General features: G+C 46.8%; 14 protein-coding genes. 5 read left to right on the plus strand and 9 right to left on the minus strand.

Going from position 1 to position 14,626, the window contains the following annotated elements:
- Window positions 1-215: 215 nt before the first annotated feature.
- The gene (locus MKZ04_RS00655; RefSeq protein WP_043054255.1) at window positions 216-1,196 is read left to right on the plus strand and encodes an aldose 1-epimerase; all 981 of its coding nucleotides are present in this window, start codon (window positions 216-218) and stop codon (window positions 1,194-1,196) included.
- Window positions 1,197-1,211: 15 nt separating this feature from the next.
- Here the strand turns inward: MKZ04_RS00655 and MKZ04_RS00660 are convergent, their stop codons facing one another.
- Window positions 1,212-1,277: a hypothetical protein gene (locus tag MKZ04_RS00660; protein ID WP_075213189.1), complete on the minus strand. Its 66-nt coding sequence runs from the start codon at window positions 1,275-1,277 to the stop codon at window positions 1,212-1,214.
- Between the two features lie 206 nt (window positions 1,278-1,483).
- Between MKZ04_RS00660 and MKZ04_RS00665 the strand changes: the two genes are divergently transcribed.
- Entirely contained in the window at window positions 1,484-2,194 is a 711-nt protein-coding gene (locus MKZ04_RS00665) for a hypothetical protein (protein ID WP_025811786.1), read from the plus strand.
- Between the two features lie 539 nt (window positions 2,195-2,733).
- Here the strand turns inward: MKZ04_RS00665 and MKZ04_RS00670 are convergent.
- The 5 genes from MKZ04_RS00670 to MKZ04_RS00685 all read right to left on the minus strand — a co-directional run bounded on the left by MKZ04_RS00670 (window position 2,734) and on the right by MKZ04_RS00685 (window position 8,684).
- Window positions 2,734-3,210 carry a DUF4944 domain-containing protein gene (locus MKZ04_RS00670; protein WP_341045050.1) on the minus strand — a complete coding sequence of 159 codons (477 nt, stop codon included), beginning with the start codon at window positions 3,208-3,210 and terminating at the stop codon, window positions 2,734-2,736.
- Between the two features lie 77 nt (window positions 3,211-3,287).
- Entirely contained in the window at window positions 3,288-5,222 is a 1,935-nt protein-coding gene (locus MKZ04_RS00675) for a TOMM precursor leader peptide-binding protein (RefSeq protein WP_039072574.1), read from the minus strand.
- A complete protein-coding gene (locus tag MKZ04_RS00680; protein WP_328031183.1) occupies window positions 5,222-7,078 on the minus strand; it encodes a putative thiazole-containing bacteriocin maturation protein in 1,857 nt (618 codons plus the stop codon). Before MKZ04_RS00680 ends, MKZ04_RS00675 begins: the two co-directional genes overlap by 1 nt.
- A gap of 124 nt (window positions 7,079-7,202) precedes the next feature.
- Complete coding sequence (locus MKZ04_RS21760) at window positions 7,203-7,517, minus strand: heterocycloanthracin/sonorensin family bacteriocin (protein WP_154059105.1); 315 nt, start codon at window positions 7,515-7,517, stop codon at window positions 7,203-7,205.
- A 666-nt stretch (window positions 7,518-8,183) separates the two neighbouring features.
- Window positions 8,184-8,684: a universal stress protein gene (locus MKZ04_RS00685; protein WP_341045052.1), complete on the minus strand. Its 501-nt coding sequence runs from the start codon at window positions 8,682-8,684 to the stop codon at window positions 8,184-8,186.
- A gap of 522 nt (window positions 8,685-9,206) precedes the next feature.
- On the opposite strand from MKZ04_RS00685, the gene MKZ04_RS00690 reads away from it, so the two are divergent.
- Both MKZ04_RS00690 and MKZ04_RS00695 read left to right on the plus strand, forming a co-directional pair.
- Complete coding sequence (locus MKZ04_RS00690; RefSeq protein ID WP_096747979.1) at window positions 9,207-10,961, plus strand: ABC transporter ATP-binding protein; 1,755 nt, start codon at window positions 9,207-9,209, stop codon at window positions 10,959-10,961.
- Entirely contained in the window at window positions 10,958-12,976 is a 2,019-nt protein-coding gene (locus MKZ04_RS00695) for an ABC transporter ATP-binding protein (RefSeq protein WP_341045055.1), read from the plus strand. Before MKZ04_RS00690 ends, MKZ04_RS00695 begins: the two co-directional genes overlap by 4 nt.
- A 19-nt stretch (window positions 12,977-12,995) precedes the next feature.
- Here the strand turns inward: MKZ04_RS00695 and MKZ04_RS00700 are convergent, their stop codons facing one another.
- From MKZ04_RS00700 to MKZ04_RS00710, 3 genes are all read right to left on the minus strand, one after another.
- Window positions 12,996-13,619, minus strand: coding sequence for an NAD(P)-dependent oxidoreductase (locus tag MKZ04_RS00700; RefSeq protein ID WP_025811778.1), 624 nt, complete (start codon window positions 13,617-13,619; stop codon window positions 12,996-12,998).
- 23 nt (window positions 13,620-13,642) lie between these two features.
- Window positions 13,643-13,786, minus strand: coding sequence for a hypothetical protein (locus MKZ04_RS00705; RefSeq protein WP_020450769.1), 144 nt, complete (start codon window positions 13,784-13,786; stop codon window positions 13,643-13,645).
- A 170-nt stretch (window positions 13,787-13,956) separates the two neighbouring features.
- Window positions 13,957-14,160 carry an alpha/beta-type small acid-soluble spore protein gene (locus tag MKZ04_RS00710; RefSeq protein WP_020450770.1) on the minus strand — a complete coding sequence of 68 codons (204 nt, stop codon included), beginning with the start codon at window positions 14,158-14,160 and terminating at the stop codon, window positions 13,957-13,959.
- Between the two features lie 231 nt (window positions 14,161-14,391).
- On the opposite strand from MKZ04_RS00710, the gene MKZ04_RS00715 reads away from it, so the two are divergent.
- Window positions 14,392-14,616 (plus strand): hypothetical protein, encoded by a 225-nt coding sequence (locus tag MKZ04_RS00715; protein ID WP_020450771.1) that lies wholly within the window; start codon window positions 14,392-14,394, stop codon window positions 14,614-14,616.
- Window positions 14,617-14,626: the final 10 nt, after the last annotated feature.

A 14,626-nucleotide genomic window follows, 5' to 3' on the forward strand; every position in this document is an offset into this window, starting at 1 on the left:
ATATCTCTCTTTAATACTTTGATGCTTTTGTGCATAAACGTATTATAACAGAAAAATAGATTATATACTTAAATTAAAATATTTCAAACATTTTTCAAAGGTTCGCCCATTCTATTTTGAAAGCGCTGACTTTTTTAAGATATAATAGATTGGAGATAGGCATGTACTTGATACACGTTTCACTGATCCTTTAGCCAAAATAGGGGGAAATGCGAATGTCTTACACTGTTCAGAAAAGCCGGTTTTTAGATGAGGAAGCGATCTGGTTGGAAAATGATGATTTAGAGGCTGTACTTGTGCCCGGGTGGGGAAGCAATTTAATTTCACTGAAGTGGAAGCCGAGCGGTTTGAAATTGTTGAAAACGCCTGAAACAAAGGAAGAATATAACGCGAATCCGTTTTTATTCGGAATTCCTGTTCTTTTTCCTCCCAACCGGATCGATCACGGAAGATTTACATATGCGGGAAGAACGTACGAGCTGCCGATCAATGAAAAGCCGCTCGAAAACCACCTGCACGGATTTCTTTACGATAAAAAATGGACGGTCGAAAAAGTGGAGGCAACAGAAGAGAGGATCATCGTGCAGACGAAGCTGGACTCTGATGATCATCCCGATATTAAAGCGATCTTTCCGCACTCGTTTTCCATCACCATCACTTACACGTTAGAAGGACAGCATCTGAAAATCGATGCATCGGCTGTCAATCGCGGTCAAGACCCGATGCCGATCGGATTGGGGTACCACACATCTTTCCGCTATCCTTTAAACGAAGCAGGAGATAAAGAAAGGTGTCTGTTTACTCTTCCTGCCTCAAAGCGATGGACGCTGACAGACCGCATGCTGCCGACAGGCGAGTATCGGGTGACAGAGGAGTTCAAAGCGGGAAAAATGGCAGCGGGAGAAAGGCTTGACGATATATTGGCAGCTGAACAAGACCAGGAAGGAAACAGCGCGGCCGTCATTGCGGACAGCCTCGCCGGCATTCGCGTCCGCTACCAATGCGACGGTCATTTTAAGCACTGGGTTGTGTTTAACGGTACATCTGATCAGGATGACCTGCTTTGTATAGAGCCATATACTTGGATGACGAATGCACCGAACCTCAACCTTCCGAAGGATGTGACCGGATTTCGGGATTTGGGACCGCAGGAAGAGCTGACGATGCGAAGCAAAATTGAGGTGGGCGGAATATAATCGATATTCCGCCTTTTACCATGAGCTTTTATCAAGGGTAAATGCTGTATGGGACGCTTGTTTGCCCTCTCTCCAATCCAATTGAACCGTACGATTTCATCAGCAAACTTTGTTACCATTGTTTATAGTCAAGTAATCATATATACTCTCACTATTAGACAAGTATCCGGAAGATTATTAAGAAATCTGTTGATTAAAATGAGATGGAAAGATTGTAAAAACTTAACATTGATGATATCTTTTGTGTTACAATACATATGAAAATAAGGGGGAAAGAAGGTTTTTTAATGAAGAACATTTTTGTAAGTCTATTGGTCCTTTGTCTAGTCTCTATTAGTGCTTTCATCGGTATTGAAGATGCTTTTGCTGCAGAGGAATTACCAGAAGAGGCTTATTCTGAACCTATTAAAAGCGCAGACGATCTACAATATGATGTCAATAAAAATTTGACTCAGGAAGAAATAACATCTAGATTTTACAAGATAAATACAAAATACGATGTTGGTCAGGCTTTTTCTGAGCAGGATGCTGAGTTTATAAAGTTTTATGCGGATTCTCAACTGGAAACTCCTTCCGAGTTAAATGATGGGATATCAATTAGTGCAATTCAATGGTATCCAGGTCAAACAGCCAGTAAATCTTTCAATACTTCAAAAAGTTCTAATGGAGTGAAAGTTAAATTCTCTGGGAAAGTCTATGGTACAATTGGTATTGTAAATCATAGTTATAGAGGGAAATTGAGTGCAAAAATAACTTCTGGAACATCTAAAGTAAAGAAAGCATTGAAAGTACGGGTAACTCACTCGGCTTATGGGTTGGTAGGGAAAAAATCAATTGGCATTGTATATAACAGTGGAAAATCTTCTACGGGAACAAAATCCAAAGTTTCTATGGATAATACTGTTAAATATAGTGCTCTTGCAGTTGTTTATACCTATACGAATGCTTATGTATCAGTTACTACAAAAACAGGTTCTTTCAACAAGTATGCTTTCTAATGATATGATAGAGAAGGAGAGATTGCTTTGATCAATTTTTCAATAATAAATGTGATCATTGTATTAGGAGTCTTACTATTAATTGTTTGGGGAATTGTCTCCTTTATTAACAGGTTAAGGAAATCAAGAAGATCATAACATGATGAGAGGCCGGACATTTGACCGGCCTCTTTTAAAATCGTTATTTTACAATCAGCAGCGGAATCTCCGATTTTGTCGATATCTTGTCGCTGACGTTGCCTGGTTATTACATTGTTTCAACGAGCTGACTTCACCCGTAACGGGCATTTTTCAGCTGTGGGGAGAAAAACATTTGCCGCAGCTTCCTTTAGCACAATGCTTTGTTCAGATAACAGCTTCGCTCTCTGCCGGACCCACGGAGCTTTTCCCTGAGCTGGTGTTGATATACTTGGATGACGAATGCACCGAACCTCAACCTTCCGAAGGATGTGACCGGATTTCGGGATTTGGGGTCGCAGGAAGAGCTGACGATGCGAAGCAAAATTGAGGTGGGCGGAATATAATCGATATTCCGCCTTTTACCATGAGCTTTTATCAAGCGTAAATGCTGTATGGGACGCTTGTTTGCCCTCTCTCCAATCCAATTGAACCGTGATCTTGCGGCCGGCGAATTCGGCTTCTTCAAGCTCTTCCAAAAAAGAAACGGATTGTTCTTTTGACCCTCCGCCGGGGAATTCGCCTCCCGCGTAATCTTTCATCGGCGTCTCGACTTGGGAGTTCAAAACGATTTCATCACCAAACTTTACGACCAACTTTTCCAAATATATATCGTCCAGCTCCCCGCGGTCGCCTGTCCAATAGAGGTCTCCGCCAAATAGCGTGCGGCCTTCTATCTTTTTGATCACGGCCTCCCAATTTCCATCGGCGCTTTGTCCGTTCCATTTCGGGTATTCCGTCATATAGAAACCGATCAGTCTGACGCCGAAATAAACGGTGCAAAAGGCCGTGAAAAGGGAAGCAATGAAAAGAAGCGGCCGCTTGTATTCCTGTTTCATATTATCCACCGCCTAAAAAGTTCTGCTTTATGATCATAAAGCAGAACAATCGGGAAAAAAAGTCATTCTCTTAAATTTTAAGGGAACGGGTGCGGGTGCAGGTTCAGCTGTTCTGGTGTTAACGGCTCTTCTGCAAAGCCGAGCTCCTTCGGCACCGTGAAAATTCTCTCAAGTCCTTCCAGGCGGATGAAGCGCTGTCCGAATGTCATCGGAATCAGGCCCGGGATAAGCACTTTCACACAGTAAAGTCCGTTCCGTTTGATAACAGGGGAAGTCTGGTCAACGACAATCACTTCAAGATTGAGACTCCGGAAAGCTTCAAGCAGGTCGCAGAGATCTTCGGTTAAATCAAGGTGTTTCTTTCTTTTTTTAAAGGCATCGTCGAATGTTTGCAGAGGCCGGCTTTGATTCAGCAAAAACCGGAGTCGCTCTTCAGCTTCAGGCAGTCCGTACATGAAGCTGTGATCCTCCATTTCCTGCACTAAAGCAGGATTGCGGAGCATCTGGTGATATTTGCTCCTTTCAGATTCAAATTTGCGGTCGTGCTTCAACATCATGCCTGCCAGCTCATGAAGGGCGCTTTTCACCGCTTTTACGGGATCGGGGTGGGCCCCTGCGGAACAAATCAGATTCAATCCTTCCCGTTTTCTGTTTTTGGCGATCGCCCAAACGCTTGGAATGCCGTATTCCATCGTTGAATTAAAGACATGCAGATCATATCCCGCCACACTTCGCACCCTCTCTGTCATGAGGCGTAATTCCGGATCTTCTGAAGAGCCGAGATCCAGCTGCCGAAGTGGGAGCCTGGCGTACCAGGCAAGCAAAAATGAATCGCGCTCAGCGGCTTCTAGTATGGCATGGAAAATCGCTTCCTCCAAACTCCCTCCAAGTGCACAGCCGTTCGATGTTTCATAGACGAAGCTGTCTTCGCGCCCCAGGCTGTAATAGGCGAGCGATTCAGGAATGAGAATCGGCCGTTTCTGCAAAAATGAATAGCCCCATACCCAGTGAAGAGGACGGGCCGGGTGAAATGGCTGAAAAGGAAAATCGGGATGCATGTATTGTTCCGCTTGATGGAGCCCGACTTTTGCCGGGTTGAGCGCACGATCCTTTACATTTTCGTAGGTGTCATGTACGATCGTCCGTTTGCCGCGCGGTTCAATTCCGGAATAACGTTCCAAACCCTCTAAAATGGCGGTCAATTCGCTGTCTTCATACGAATGGCTCCGCCCTCCGACACCTTCATTTCCCGTCCATAAAGGCATATTGACGATCATATCGGCGAACGGCAGAATCGCGTCATAAATTTTGGCGTTGAATATCCCCGTTCTATGATCCAGATAGTCTTTGGCGAGCGTTTGTTTTAAATCGTCCGTGTTTCGCACGCGAAAGCTGTCCGGGTTCGTTTTCAGACTGGGCCGAAGCGATATCCGTGCGGATTCCGCTCCGTCTTCAGGCAGACTGCCGCATATAGGGCATGTCGGTTCCGGGATGAAAGCGTGGAGCGAACTTTCTAACGTTTTCAAATTGACGATGTAAAGGTTTTTTTTCAACCGGCCGCACCCGCCGTTCATGATGTTGTCGACTTCTGTGCAGATCAGGCTGACCATTTGGCGGCAGCCGGTCTTTGAAATCCACGGATCGCGGCTTATGCCATTGCTTTTTTGTTCCAGTTCAAGGGTCTCTCTGCTGTCGGGGCCGGAGATATACCGCCTCATATCGGCGCATTGGGAACATCCTGACGCTGACGGAATAACGAGCGGTCCGATGACCCCTTCGCCAAAAGATGCAAACCCGCGAAGCCACGGAATCTCTGCTGCCCTTAGCACCTTTTCCGCCTCGCGGTATAATAAAGGCCGCCAAGCATCGTGCAGCACAAGAGCGAACGCAGTCTCCTCCGGTATGCTGTTCTCAAAATCAGACCTTCGGATAATGTTATATTCAGCAGATAATTGTTGTGATGCGTCTTCTGCCATCAATCCTTCGCCAATGACCAAAATGCAGCGGTTCATCAAGATTCCTCCTTTCGCAACTGCACGCAGTAAATGCCTGCCAGTTTTTCTTTGAAAAATGGTTCAGCAGGCAGCTCATAGACATAAAGCTGCAAGCCGCAGTTGTTTTTCAAGGCGGAAAGCAGTGTTTGCTGCAAATCAGCGGAAACGGGGGTAGCAAGCTTCAGGTCACTAGACTCCAGCAAAACATCCGCGCCTTTCACAGGGTCTTTGTCTGTCAGCGCCCGTTCGAGCGCTTTTCTGAGAGCGAATGTGATGTTGAGTCCAGAACTTCCGTACCAGCGGCCGCGAATTCCCGCCCATGCGACAGGGAAGCCTTGTATGTTTTTTCCTAAACCGATTTCCGGTTTGCCGTACAAGACTGTCAGCGCTTTTAAATAAAATGCGGTATGCCGGTCTTCCATTCCGCCTAGCTTAACGAGGGAAATCGTTTCTTTTCCGCTTTTGATCCGTTCTCGCAACCGGTGTTCCAAGCATTTCTCCAATCCCCTTAATACGCCTTCAGCCAGCGTTTCCCCGGCGGCGATCGCGAACAACTCCCCGTTACTCGGATAAGAACGGTTCAACCTTGATGCATACATTTCAATACCCGTCAGCCCGGCTTCCCGCCGCGCCTCTTGATGGGTCAAACCGACCGACACCGTCTTGGGCAAAAGCTCCGCAGGTCCGGAAGAGAGCGGGTCTGCTGTCTGAACAAAGCATTGTGCTAAAGGAAGCTGCCGCAAATGTTTCTCTTCCCACAGATGAAAAATGCCCGTTACAGGTGAGGTCAGTTCACTGAAACATTGAAATAACCTGCTTTCTGCTTCTCTTTCGGGGCGCTCCGAAAGTTTCGCTTCAAGGTCGCAGATGAGTTCAGGCGAATCCTTGCCGCAAGCGAAGTCCGGATGCGGAAGAAACATATGCCAGCCGCCTTCGAGCGTTGCCAAATCAATCAGATACACTTGATTCTTCTTAGATAATGGTGCAATCTCAGCAGTTGCTTTCATCAATTCGAACACAATAACGTTTGCCAGCATGTCTTTCCCTGCCGAAGGAAAAGTTCGAAGAGCCCGTTCTTCATGGAGCGCAGGCCGATGGAGGCGCCTCCAGGCATCCTTCAGGCAGCCGTCTCCTTGTTGATGAAAGACAGGGCCTGCCAGTCCGACTTGTTTCAGGCAGATCCCGGGTATGAAGCCTTTGTTCTCTTCGAGGCAAAACGTTTGAAGATCGCGGAGCTCATCTGTGAAGCCGCGGTCAGAGACATACAGAACCCAATCGGCAGATCGCACCGCTTCCCGCCAGTGTTGCGTTTCGGCGCAGCCAATCTCCAGTCCGCTTTCGGTTTGCCCTGATATTTCTGCCAGTTCGTCTAAAGCGCGCCCGGATGCATCCGTCACGATCGCACGGATTCTTGAAAAACCGGAATCGATCAGCGACCGGACCAATTTTGTGAGAAAGGAGCCGGCCCCTATAGCCAATATTTTGGTTTGACGCGACAGCTGAAAGCGGTAAGCGCCGGAATCGGCAAAGCTCTCAATAAATTCGATTTGGGCTTCAAACGTTTGAAGCACTGAGCTTTCCAGTTTGTGCGGGTGATCCCGGCTTACGTCGCGAACGAACCCGTTTTTATAAAGCATTTCTCCGATTTCATATACTCTCTTTCGGTACTGAGCCTGCAGCCCTTTTGTCAAGTCTTCAAGCGAATGTTCCCCGTTGAACATCGGCAGAAGTTTTTCGATCCATTGAGCAATCGAAGATCCTTTTATGCGAAACGACCCGGAATTATTTCTAAAATATGCGCCGCCGTTCGGATCAGGGAGAAACCATGTATCCTGGTTTACTTTCAGGCGAGCGGAAGCAGTCAGGTGTGTCATGCTCTTCCTCCTTCTATGTTTTAAAAACAAGACATACCATTATATGTAATTTTGTTTGTCCTTTATGCAATAGAAGACCCCTGCGGCAAAAGAGGCAGGGGAAGTCTTCTTTTTTATAAAAAAACTACATGCCTCCGCGCCAACAGCTCCAACAGCAATGGCCCGCGCAGCTCCAACAACTGTGGCCCATGCAGCTCCAACAGCTGTGGCCCATGCAGCTCCAGCAGCTGTGGCCCGCACAGCTCCAACAGCTGTGACCCGCGCAGCTCCAACAGCTGTGACCCATGCAGCTCCAACAGCTGGCACAGCTTCCGCAGCTCCAGCAGCTTGCGCAGTGTTTAACATTGGCGTGATGACGGTCCGGATCCCAATGCGTCATATCTTCTGCCTGGAATTGATCCATCTCCAACGACTGCAGTTCATCATGGAATGGTTGCATTTTAATATCCCCCTCATCGATAAAATTTTTTGACCAAAACAATAAAAGAAGAATGAAACATAAGCAAAGTCAGATTAAGTCAAATACCCCGGGTACTCACAAGATCAAATTATGAGGTCTGTTAGGTGGTTGTTACTAATTTGAACGCCTATTTTTCCTGTTATTGGATTTCGCTGGAGAGGGGCTTTTATTTTGCGGCAGTTTATTGATATAAAGATCGTTGGGACTGTAGAGAGGGGGGACACTAAGTAAAACCAAGAATGCGGGGCAAGGCGGAGAAAGAAATCAATTGTAAGTCATGTGGAGTGAAAATCAAATTTCAAGGGAAACGTCTAAAGTGAAGAAAGCCTAGAGGATAAAGGTAACCATTCGGCTTAGCAGGAAAAAATCAATTGGCGTTGTATATAGCAGTAGAGGATCATTCGCGGGAACAGTGCCCTTGCAGTTTTATACTGATGCAAATGCTTATGTATGACTGCAAAAACAGGTTCTTTCTACAAGTATGTTTTCATAGAGAAGGAGAGATTGCATTGATTCAATAATAAATGCGGTCATAGTATTAGGAGTCTTCCCTATCCATTGTGTGGGGCATGATCTATATTATGAACAGGAGAAGATCGTAACATGATGAGAGGCCGGACATTTGACCGGCCTCTTTTAAAATCGTTATTTTACAATTAGCACAGGGATCTCCGATTTTGTCGATATCTTGTCACTGACACTGCCAAACAGGAGCTTTTTCAGGCGGTTCTGGTCGCGCGTACCCGTGATGACAAGGTCAGCGCCGATATTTTCCGCATGTTGTAGAACTGCGTTGGCCGGGTCGCCTTCCAACACCTCTATTTCCGCGTCGTACTGGTTTTCGCTCAATATGATTTTCGCTGCCGCAATCGCTTCTTCCGCGCTGTCCTCATAGATCATGGGTTCACCGGCCAAGTCTGAATCGTGGGGGACCCGGGGCGCGGCCGGGAAGCCGCTGTAAAGGGATGGCGCGCCGGCAGCGGGTCTTTCAGTCGCAGCCTCTGTTCTCACTTGCCTCGGTTCATGGACATGGGAGACGGTCAATTGCGAGCCGAGCCTTTTCGAGAGGTCGATCGCTTTTTTCAGCGCTTTTTTGCTTTCCTCTTTTCCGTCAAACGCGACAATGATCCGGTCAGCTTTAAACAAATTGATCATTCCTTTCAGAATGGATTTACTTTTATATTACCCGTTTTCCCAACAAATCTAACGAAATATGAGAATATGAATCAAAAGCCCGCCATTCGCCAAAAAAACAAATTGACAAATAAAGGGCCGTACTATAAGATGGAAAATATTAATAAGATTGGAGGGTATCGTCATGTTTAGAAATATCAAAGCATCAGTTCAACAACAAAAGCACCTTAACGTGACATTTTTATACCTTCCTTACGATCAGGGCTCTGTTTAACTTTAACAATTTTCAAAAGGAAGGCGCATGTCGCGTGAACAAGCGTACATGCGCCTTTTTATATGAAAAAAGGCATGCTGGTACACAGTGTGCCTTTTTTTTTCTGAGAAAAAACATTCTGTTCCCGATGCGGAGCAGCATGTTTTTCTAATAAATAAACCGCACATAAGGAGGAATTTTTTATGCCGAGTATCAGAAAAAACGAAATCAAAGATTGTAAGGAAAAACTTGAAGGCGGCTAAAAAAGGAGAGGATATTAGATGTTTTCTGTTTTATGGAAGCTGGGCTGGTTTTTTAAAGCCTCTTGGCGGCGCTACACGATAGCAGTCGTCCTATTGATTATTGTAAACGTATTGGAAATGTTTCCGCCGAAGCTGCTTGGCAACGCGATTGACGACATGCAGGCGGGCACTTTTTCAAAGGCCGGCATGCTCGGCTATATCGGTTTATTTCTCGCGCTTGGCGCAGTTGTTTATATCTTGTCCTATTATTGGATGTATCAGCTGTTTGGGGGAGCGAACCTTGTCGAAAAAATCCTCAGATCCAAGCTGATGGGCCATTTGCTGAAAATGACCCCGTCTTTTTACGAGAAAAACCGCACAGGGGATTTGATGGCGAGGGCGACAAATGATTTAAAAGCGATTTCCATGACGGCGGGCTTCGGCATTTTGACCTTGGTCGATTCGACGATGTATATGCTGACGATTCTTTTGACGATGGGTTTTTTGATCAGCTGGAAGCTGACGCTTGCTTCGATCATTCCCCTTCCGCTGATGGCGGCTGCCATCAGCATCTACGGGAAAAAAATTCATGAGCGTTTCACGGAAGCGCAGGATGCGTTTGGCGCTTTAAATGATCGAGTGCTTGAGTCCGTGTCAGGGGTAAGGGTGATCCGGGCCTATGTACAGGAGAAAAATGATGTCAGCCGGTTCAACAGCATGACGGCTGATGTGTACAAGAAAAATATGAAAGTCGCTTTGATCGATTCGCTGTTCGAACCGACGGTGAAGTTTTTGGTCGGGATCAGCTATTTAATCGGTCTTGGCTACGGCGCCTATCTTGTTTTCCGCAGCCAGCTGACATTGGGTGAACTCGTCTCTTTCAACGTGTACCTCGGCATGCTGATCTGGCCGATGTTTGCGATCGGAGAACTGATCAATGTCATGCAGAGGGGAAATGCTTCGCTTGACAGAGTAAATGAAACATTGGCATATGAGCCTGATGTGAGAGAGCCCGCCGAACCTGAAGCAGCGGAACCGGGCGATATTGTGTTTGACGGGGTCGCTTTTACGTACCCGAGCTCCGCGTCGGAAAACCTGGCCGATATTTCATTTACCGTATTAGAAGGACAGACGGTCGGAGTCGTCGGAAAGACGGGAAGCGGCAAAACGACGTTAGTCAAGCAGCTGCTGAGGCAGTACCCGAAAGGAAAAGGAACGATCACCATTTCGGGCGTGCCGATTGACCGCCTGCCGCTTGATCAGCTTCGCAGCTGGATCGGGTATGTGCCTCAGGACCACGTGTTGTTTTCAAAATCGGTGAAAGAAAATATTTTGTTCGGCGGACGACTCGCCGAGGAACGCGATTTATACGATGTCATCTCTGCAGCACATCTGAAAAAGGATATTGAGATGCTTTCAGACGGTTTGGAGACAATGGTCGGAGAGAAGGGCGTCGCTTTATCCGGGGGGCAGAAACAAAGGATTTCAATTGCGAGAGCGATGATTGCGGAGCCCCATATTTTGATCTTGGATGATTCGCTGTCCGCCGTCGATGCGAAAACGGAAGCGGCGATTATTGAAAACATCCGCAGCAGGCGGAAAGGCAAAACGACCTTTATTACATCACATCGGATGTCGGCCGTCGAACACGCCGATTTCATTCTCGTCATGGAAAATGGAAGGATCGTTGAAAGAGGGACGCATCAGGAACTGATCAGCCGGAAAGGCTGGTATTTTGAACAATACGAAGCACAGCAGCTTCCTTCGGGAGAAGAAGGGGGGACTGTAGCATGACAACAGGAAAAAGGCTTTTCCAATATGCGCTTCTTTACAAAAAAATTCTCATCTGGGCGCTCGTCATGCTGACGATTGCCGTCACCGCCGAGCTGACGGGACCGATGATCGCCAAAAAGATGATCGACGATCATATTCTCGGAATTGAAAAAACGTGGTATGAAACAACAGAGGAGACGAAATATACCGTTTCCTATAAAGGAAAGGAATATATCAGGGAGGACAGGACAGACTCTTCAGCTGAAAAGCTGCAGGAAGTTCACATCTTTCAAGTCGGCATGAACTACTACTTTGTGGAGGAACCGGTTTCCTTTGACGGAGAGCGGACGGTATCCGGAGAAGAGCTGAGAATGACAAGCGGAGACCGGACGGAAACCTACAAGGCCGATCGCCTGTCTTTGTCAGAAGTGTATGCTTTTTACGAGCCTGAAATAGGAGGGCTGATTTCACTCGTTTCTATTTATTTCGGCCTTCTCGTCTTCTCGATCTTTTTCCATTACGGCCAATTCTACCTCTTGCAGATGAGCGCAAACCGCATCATTCAAAAGATGAGGCAGGATGTATTCGCCAACATTCAAAGGCTACCTATCCGCTATTTTGATAATTTGCCGGCAGGAAAAATCGTTGCAAGGGTGACGAATGATACCGAAGCGATCCGCGACCTGTATGTGACCGTTCTTTCGACGTTTGTCACAAATATCATTTATATGGCCGGAATATTCGCCGCGCTGTTTTTCCTTGATGTCAGGCTGGCCGGCGTCTGTCTGTTGATTTTGCCCCTGATTGTCATTTGGGCGGCCGTTTATCGAAAATTCGCTTCTGGCTACAATCATAAACTCAGGTCAATCAACAGCGAGATCAACGCCAAAATGAATGAATCGATTCAAGGCATGCCGATTATTCAGGCATTCCGGCGCGGACAGGACACAAAAGAAGAATTTGAACAGCTGAACGAGAGCCACTTTCATTACCAAAATAAAATGCTGAAATTGAATTCGTTTATGTCCCACAACTTGGTCAACATTCTCAGAAATGTGATGTTCACCGCTTTAATCTGGTATTTCGGGGGAGCTGCCCTGAACGCGGAAGGAATGATTTCAATCGGCGTCCTTTATGCATTCGTTGATTACTTGAATCGTTTATTTCAGCCGATTACGGGCATTGTCAACCAGTTTGCCAAGCTTGAATTGGCTCGCGTATCATCGGAGCGGGTTTTCCGCCTGCTGGATGAGCCAGGCGTCGACGTCAAAGAGCCGGGCAGCGAAAGAGCGCGGGGGCTAGTCGTATTTGAAGATGTATCTTTTCGCTATCATGACGGTGAAGATGTGCTGAAAAACATCTCATTTGAAGCGAAGCAAGGGGAGACCGTTGCATTGGTCGGCCATACAGGCTCAGGAAAAAGCTCCATTTTAAATGTACTTTTCCGCTTTTACGATATTGAAAAGGGCGATGTCAAAATCGACGGCAGAAGCATATACGATATGTCAAGGCAGGAAATCAGAAAGCAGATGGGCATCGTTCTTCAGGATCCTTACTTATTTTCCGGCACGATTGCTTCAAATGTCAGCCTTGACAATGCTGGTTTGACCAGAGATCAAATAGAAGCCGCCTTGAAACAGGTTGGGGCACTTGAAATGCTCGCCCGCCTGCCGAAAGGTCTTGACGAGCCGGTCATCGAAAAAGGAAGCACCCTTTCGTCAGGGGAAAGACAGCTGATCTCGTTTGCGCGTGCGTTGGCATATGATCCGGCTATTCTTATTTTAGACGAGGCAACGGCCCATATCGATACGGAAACAGAAGCGGTCATTCAAAAAGCGCTTAATGTTGTTAAACAAGGGCGCACGACCTTTATCATCGCCCACAGGCTGTCAACGATCAAAAACGCCGACCAGATTCTCGTTCTTGAAAAAGGCCGGATTATCGAAAGGGGAAATCATGAAGAGCTGATGAAGCAAAAAGGACAATACTATCAAATGTATGAACTGCAAAAGGGAAAAGGAACCCTGACAGGGTAAGCCGGATCTTCACCCGGCTTTAATAAGCAAGCCCCACCCTTGCCTTGACAAACTGGTCTGATTCAAGCTGTTTGAAAAGAAAATGGGCGGTGTCGCCGGTCGATATTTCTTTTCCGCCGTCCGGCAGAACATCCTGTTCAAAACGGTATGTCTTCAATGCCGGCCCGTCGGGGAGATATGTCGGGCAGACGATCGTCCAATCCAATTCAGACTCGCGGAGACGTTCGTACACACGGGCATGTTCTTGCGCTGCGCGCGCCGAGCGCCGTTTTGATTCGTTTGTTTCAAAGCGGTAAAGGTCCGGGTTCTGCCTCGCGTTTAAAATACCGGCCGTTCCGATGGTAATCAGCCGTTTAATCCGATGTGCGTTCATGGCATTTATCATATGTTCGATGGAGACGGTCAATGTATCGTCTCCATCTGTGTTTAAACAGCTGACAACGATATCCGAATCTTTTATTAAAGACTCGACGTCATGCTGGTTCCTGGCGTTCCCTGTAAGCGCTTGGCAGCATTTATCCGGAATGCGGGCGCCTTCCGTCCTCCTAACAAGTGCGTAAACGGAATAACGCCCATCCTCTTCAACAAAATTGAGAAAGGCCTGTCCGACACGGCCTGTACCTCCAAAAAGCGCAATTTTCAACATAATCACTCCCATCGGATCTATCATACGTCAGATCGTCCGGAAGAAAAAGCCCCGCGAAAGCAAAAAGTTCCATGATAAGGGCGGACATTTGAGACATACTCATTCAATAGAGAAATCCCGACAAATTGAATCAATTCCCAATTGATGCTCAACATCAGCTGCATGCCGACTCCTCCTTTATATCAGCATATGAAAAAAGGAGAAGCGGGTGCGGGCTTTCATAAGATATGCCAGAGGTGCGGGCCGCCGCCCCGGCAATGAATGTGAAGGTTTGTCGACACGCTAAAGAAGGTGCAGGATATGCACCTTCTGTTATCCATGAATATGAAGTTGTTTAAAATTGTTGACCGCCCATAGATGCTTGAGCTTGGGAAACTAAACGTTTTGTAATTTCTCCGCCGACAGAACCGTTTGCACGGGAAGTCGTGTCAGCGCCGAGGTTTACGCCGAATTCAGAAGCAATTTCGAATTTCATTTGTTCGATCGCTTGAGCTGCTCCTGGGACAACCAGTTGATTTGAAGAATTTTGATTAGCCATTTGTATCAAACTCCTTTATAAAAATGGTATGGTTGGGCTGACTGGAGTTGCACCAGCTGCCGGCTTTCACCAAAAGAAAACCGCTGCCTTCGGCTAAAGCCCAATGTTGGTTTGTACTACGTATTATGGTGGATTCGATAAAATAAATGCGTGCTTCAATCTGGTAAATGTTGAAAGGCGAAAAGGCCGGGAATGGGGCAAGCTAAGGAAAAAAGCAGGGGGATGAAGCAGATGATGTGTCCAGTGTGCAATGGGATTCTCGTCCAGACAAGGCATTGTCCGAAGTGCGGCGGGGAAATGGCGGACGCGGGGAGAGCAACCGATTTTTTCGGTCCGTACAGTCCGTATATGGAGTTTGATTCATTTAAACAAACGCAAACCGTATGCGTTCATTTATATACTTGCCAGGACTGTACTTATGAAGAAACCGTTGAAATTGAAACGACCGAAGCATAGCAGCACGGAG

This window comes from Bacillus sp. FSL W7-1354 (assembly GCF_038002405.1).
Taxonomy (GTDB): Bacteria; Bacillota; Bacilli; order Bacillales; family Bacillaceae; genus Bacillus; species Bacillus paralicheniformis.

Excerpts from the sequence above, each read along its gene's own strand:
- MKZ04_RS00715 (WP_020450771.1), top strand. The coding sequence starts at position 14,392 with ATGATGTGTCCAGTGTGCAATGGGATTCTCGTCCAGACAAGGCATTGT.
- MKZ04_RS00670 (WP_341045050.1), bottom strand. The coding sequence starts at position 3,210 with ATGAAACAGGAATACAAGCGGCCGCTTCTTTTCATTGCTTCCCTTTTC.
- MKZ04_RS00695 (WP_341045055.1), top strand. The coding sequence starts at position 10,958 with ATGACAACAGGAAAAAGGCTTTTCCAATATGCGCTTCTTTACAAAAAA.
- MKZ04_RS00710 (WP_020450770.1), bottom strand. The coding sequence starts at position 14,160 with ATGGCTAATCAAAATTCTTCAAATCAACTGGTTGTCCCAGGAGCAGCT.
- MKZ04_RS00690 (WP_096747979.1), top strand. The coding sequence starts at position 9,207 with ATGTTTTCTGTTTTATGGAAGCTGGGCTGGTTTTTTAAAGCCTCTTGG.
- MKZ04_RS00655 (WP_043054255.1), top strand. The coding sequence starts at position 216 with ATGTCTTACACTGTTCAGAAAAGCCGGTTTTTAGATGAGGAAGCGATC.
- MKZ04_RS00665 (WP_025811786.1), top strand. The coding sequence starts at position 1,484 with ATGAAGAACATTTTTGTAAGTCTATTGGTCCTTTGTCTAGTCTCTATT.
- MKZ04_RS00680 (WP_328031183.1), bottom strand. The coding sequence starts at position 7,078 with ATGACACACCTGACTGCTTCCGCTCGCCTGAAAGTAAACCAGGATACA.
- MKZ04_RS21760 (WP_154059105.1), bottom strand. The coding sequence starts at position 7,517 with ATGCAACCATTCCATGATGAACTGCAGTCGTTGGAGATGGATCAATTC.
- MKZ04_RS00675 (WP_039072574.1), bottom strand. The coding sequence starts at position 5,222 with ATGAACCGCTGCATTTTGGTCATTGGCGAAGGATTGATGGCAGAAGAC.
- MKZ04_RS00705 (WP_020450769.1), bottom strand. The coding sequence starts at position 13,786 with ATGCAGCTGATGTTGAGCATCAATTGGGAATTGATTCAATTTGTCGGG.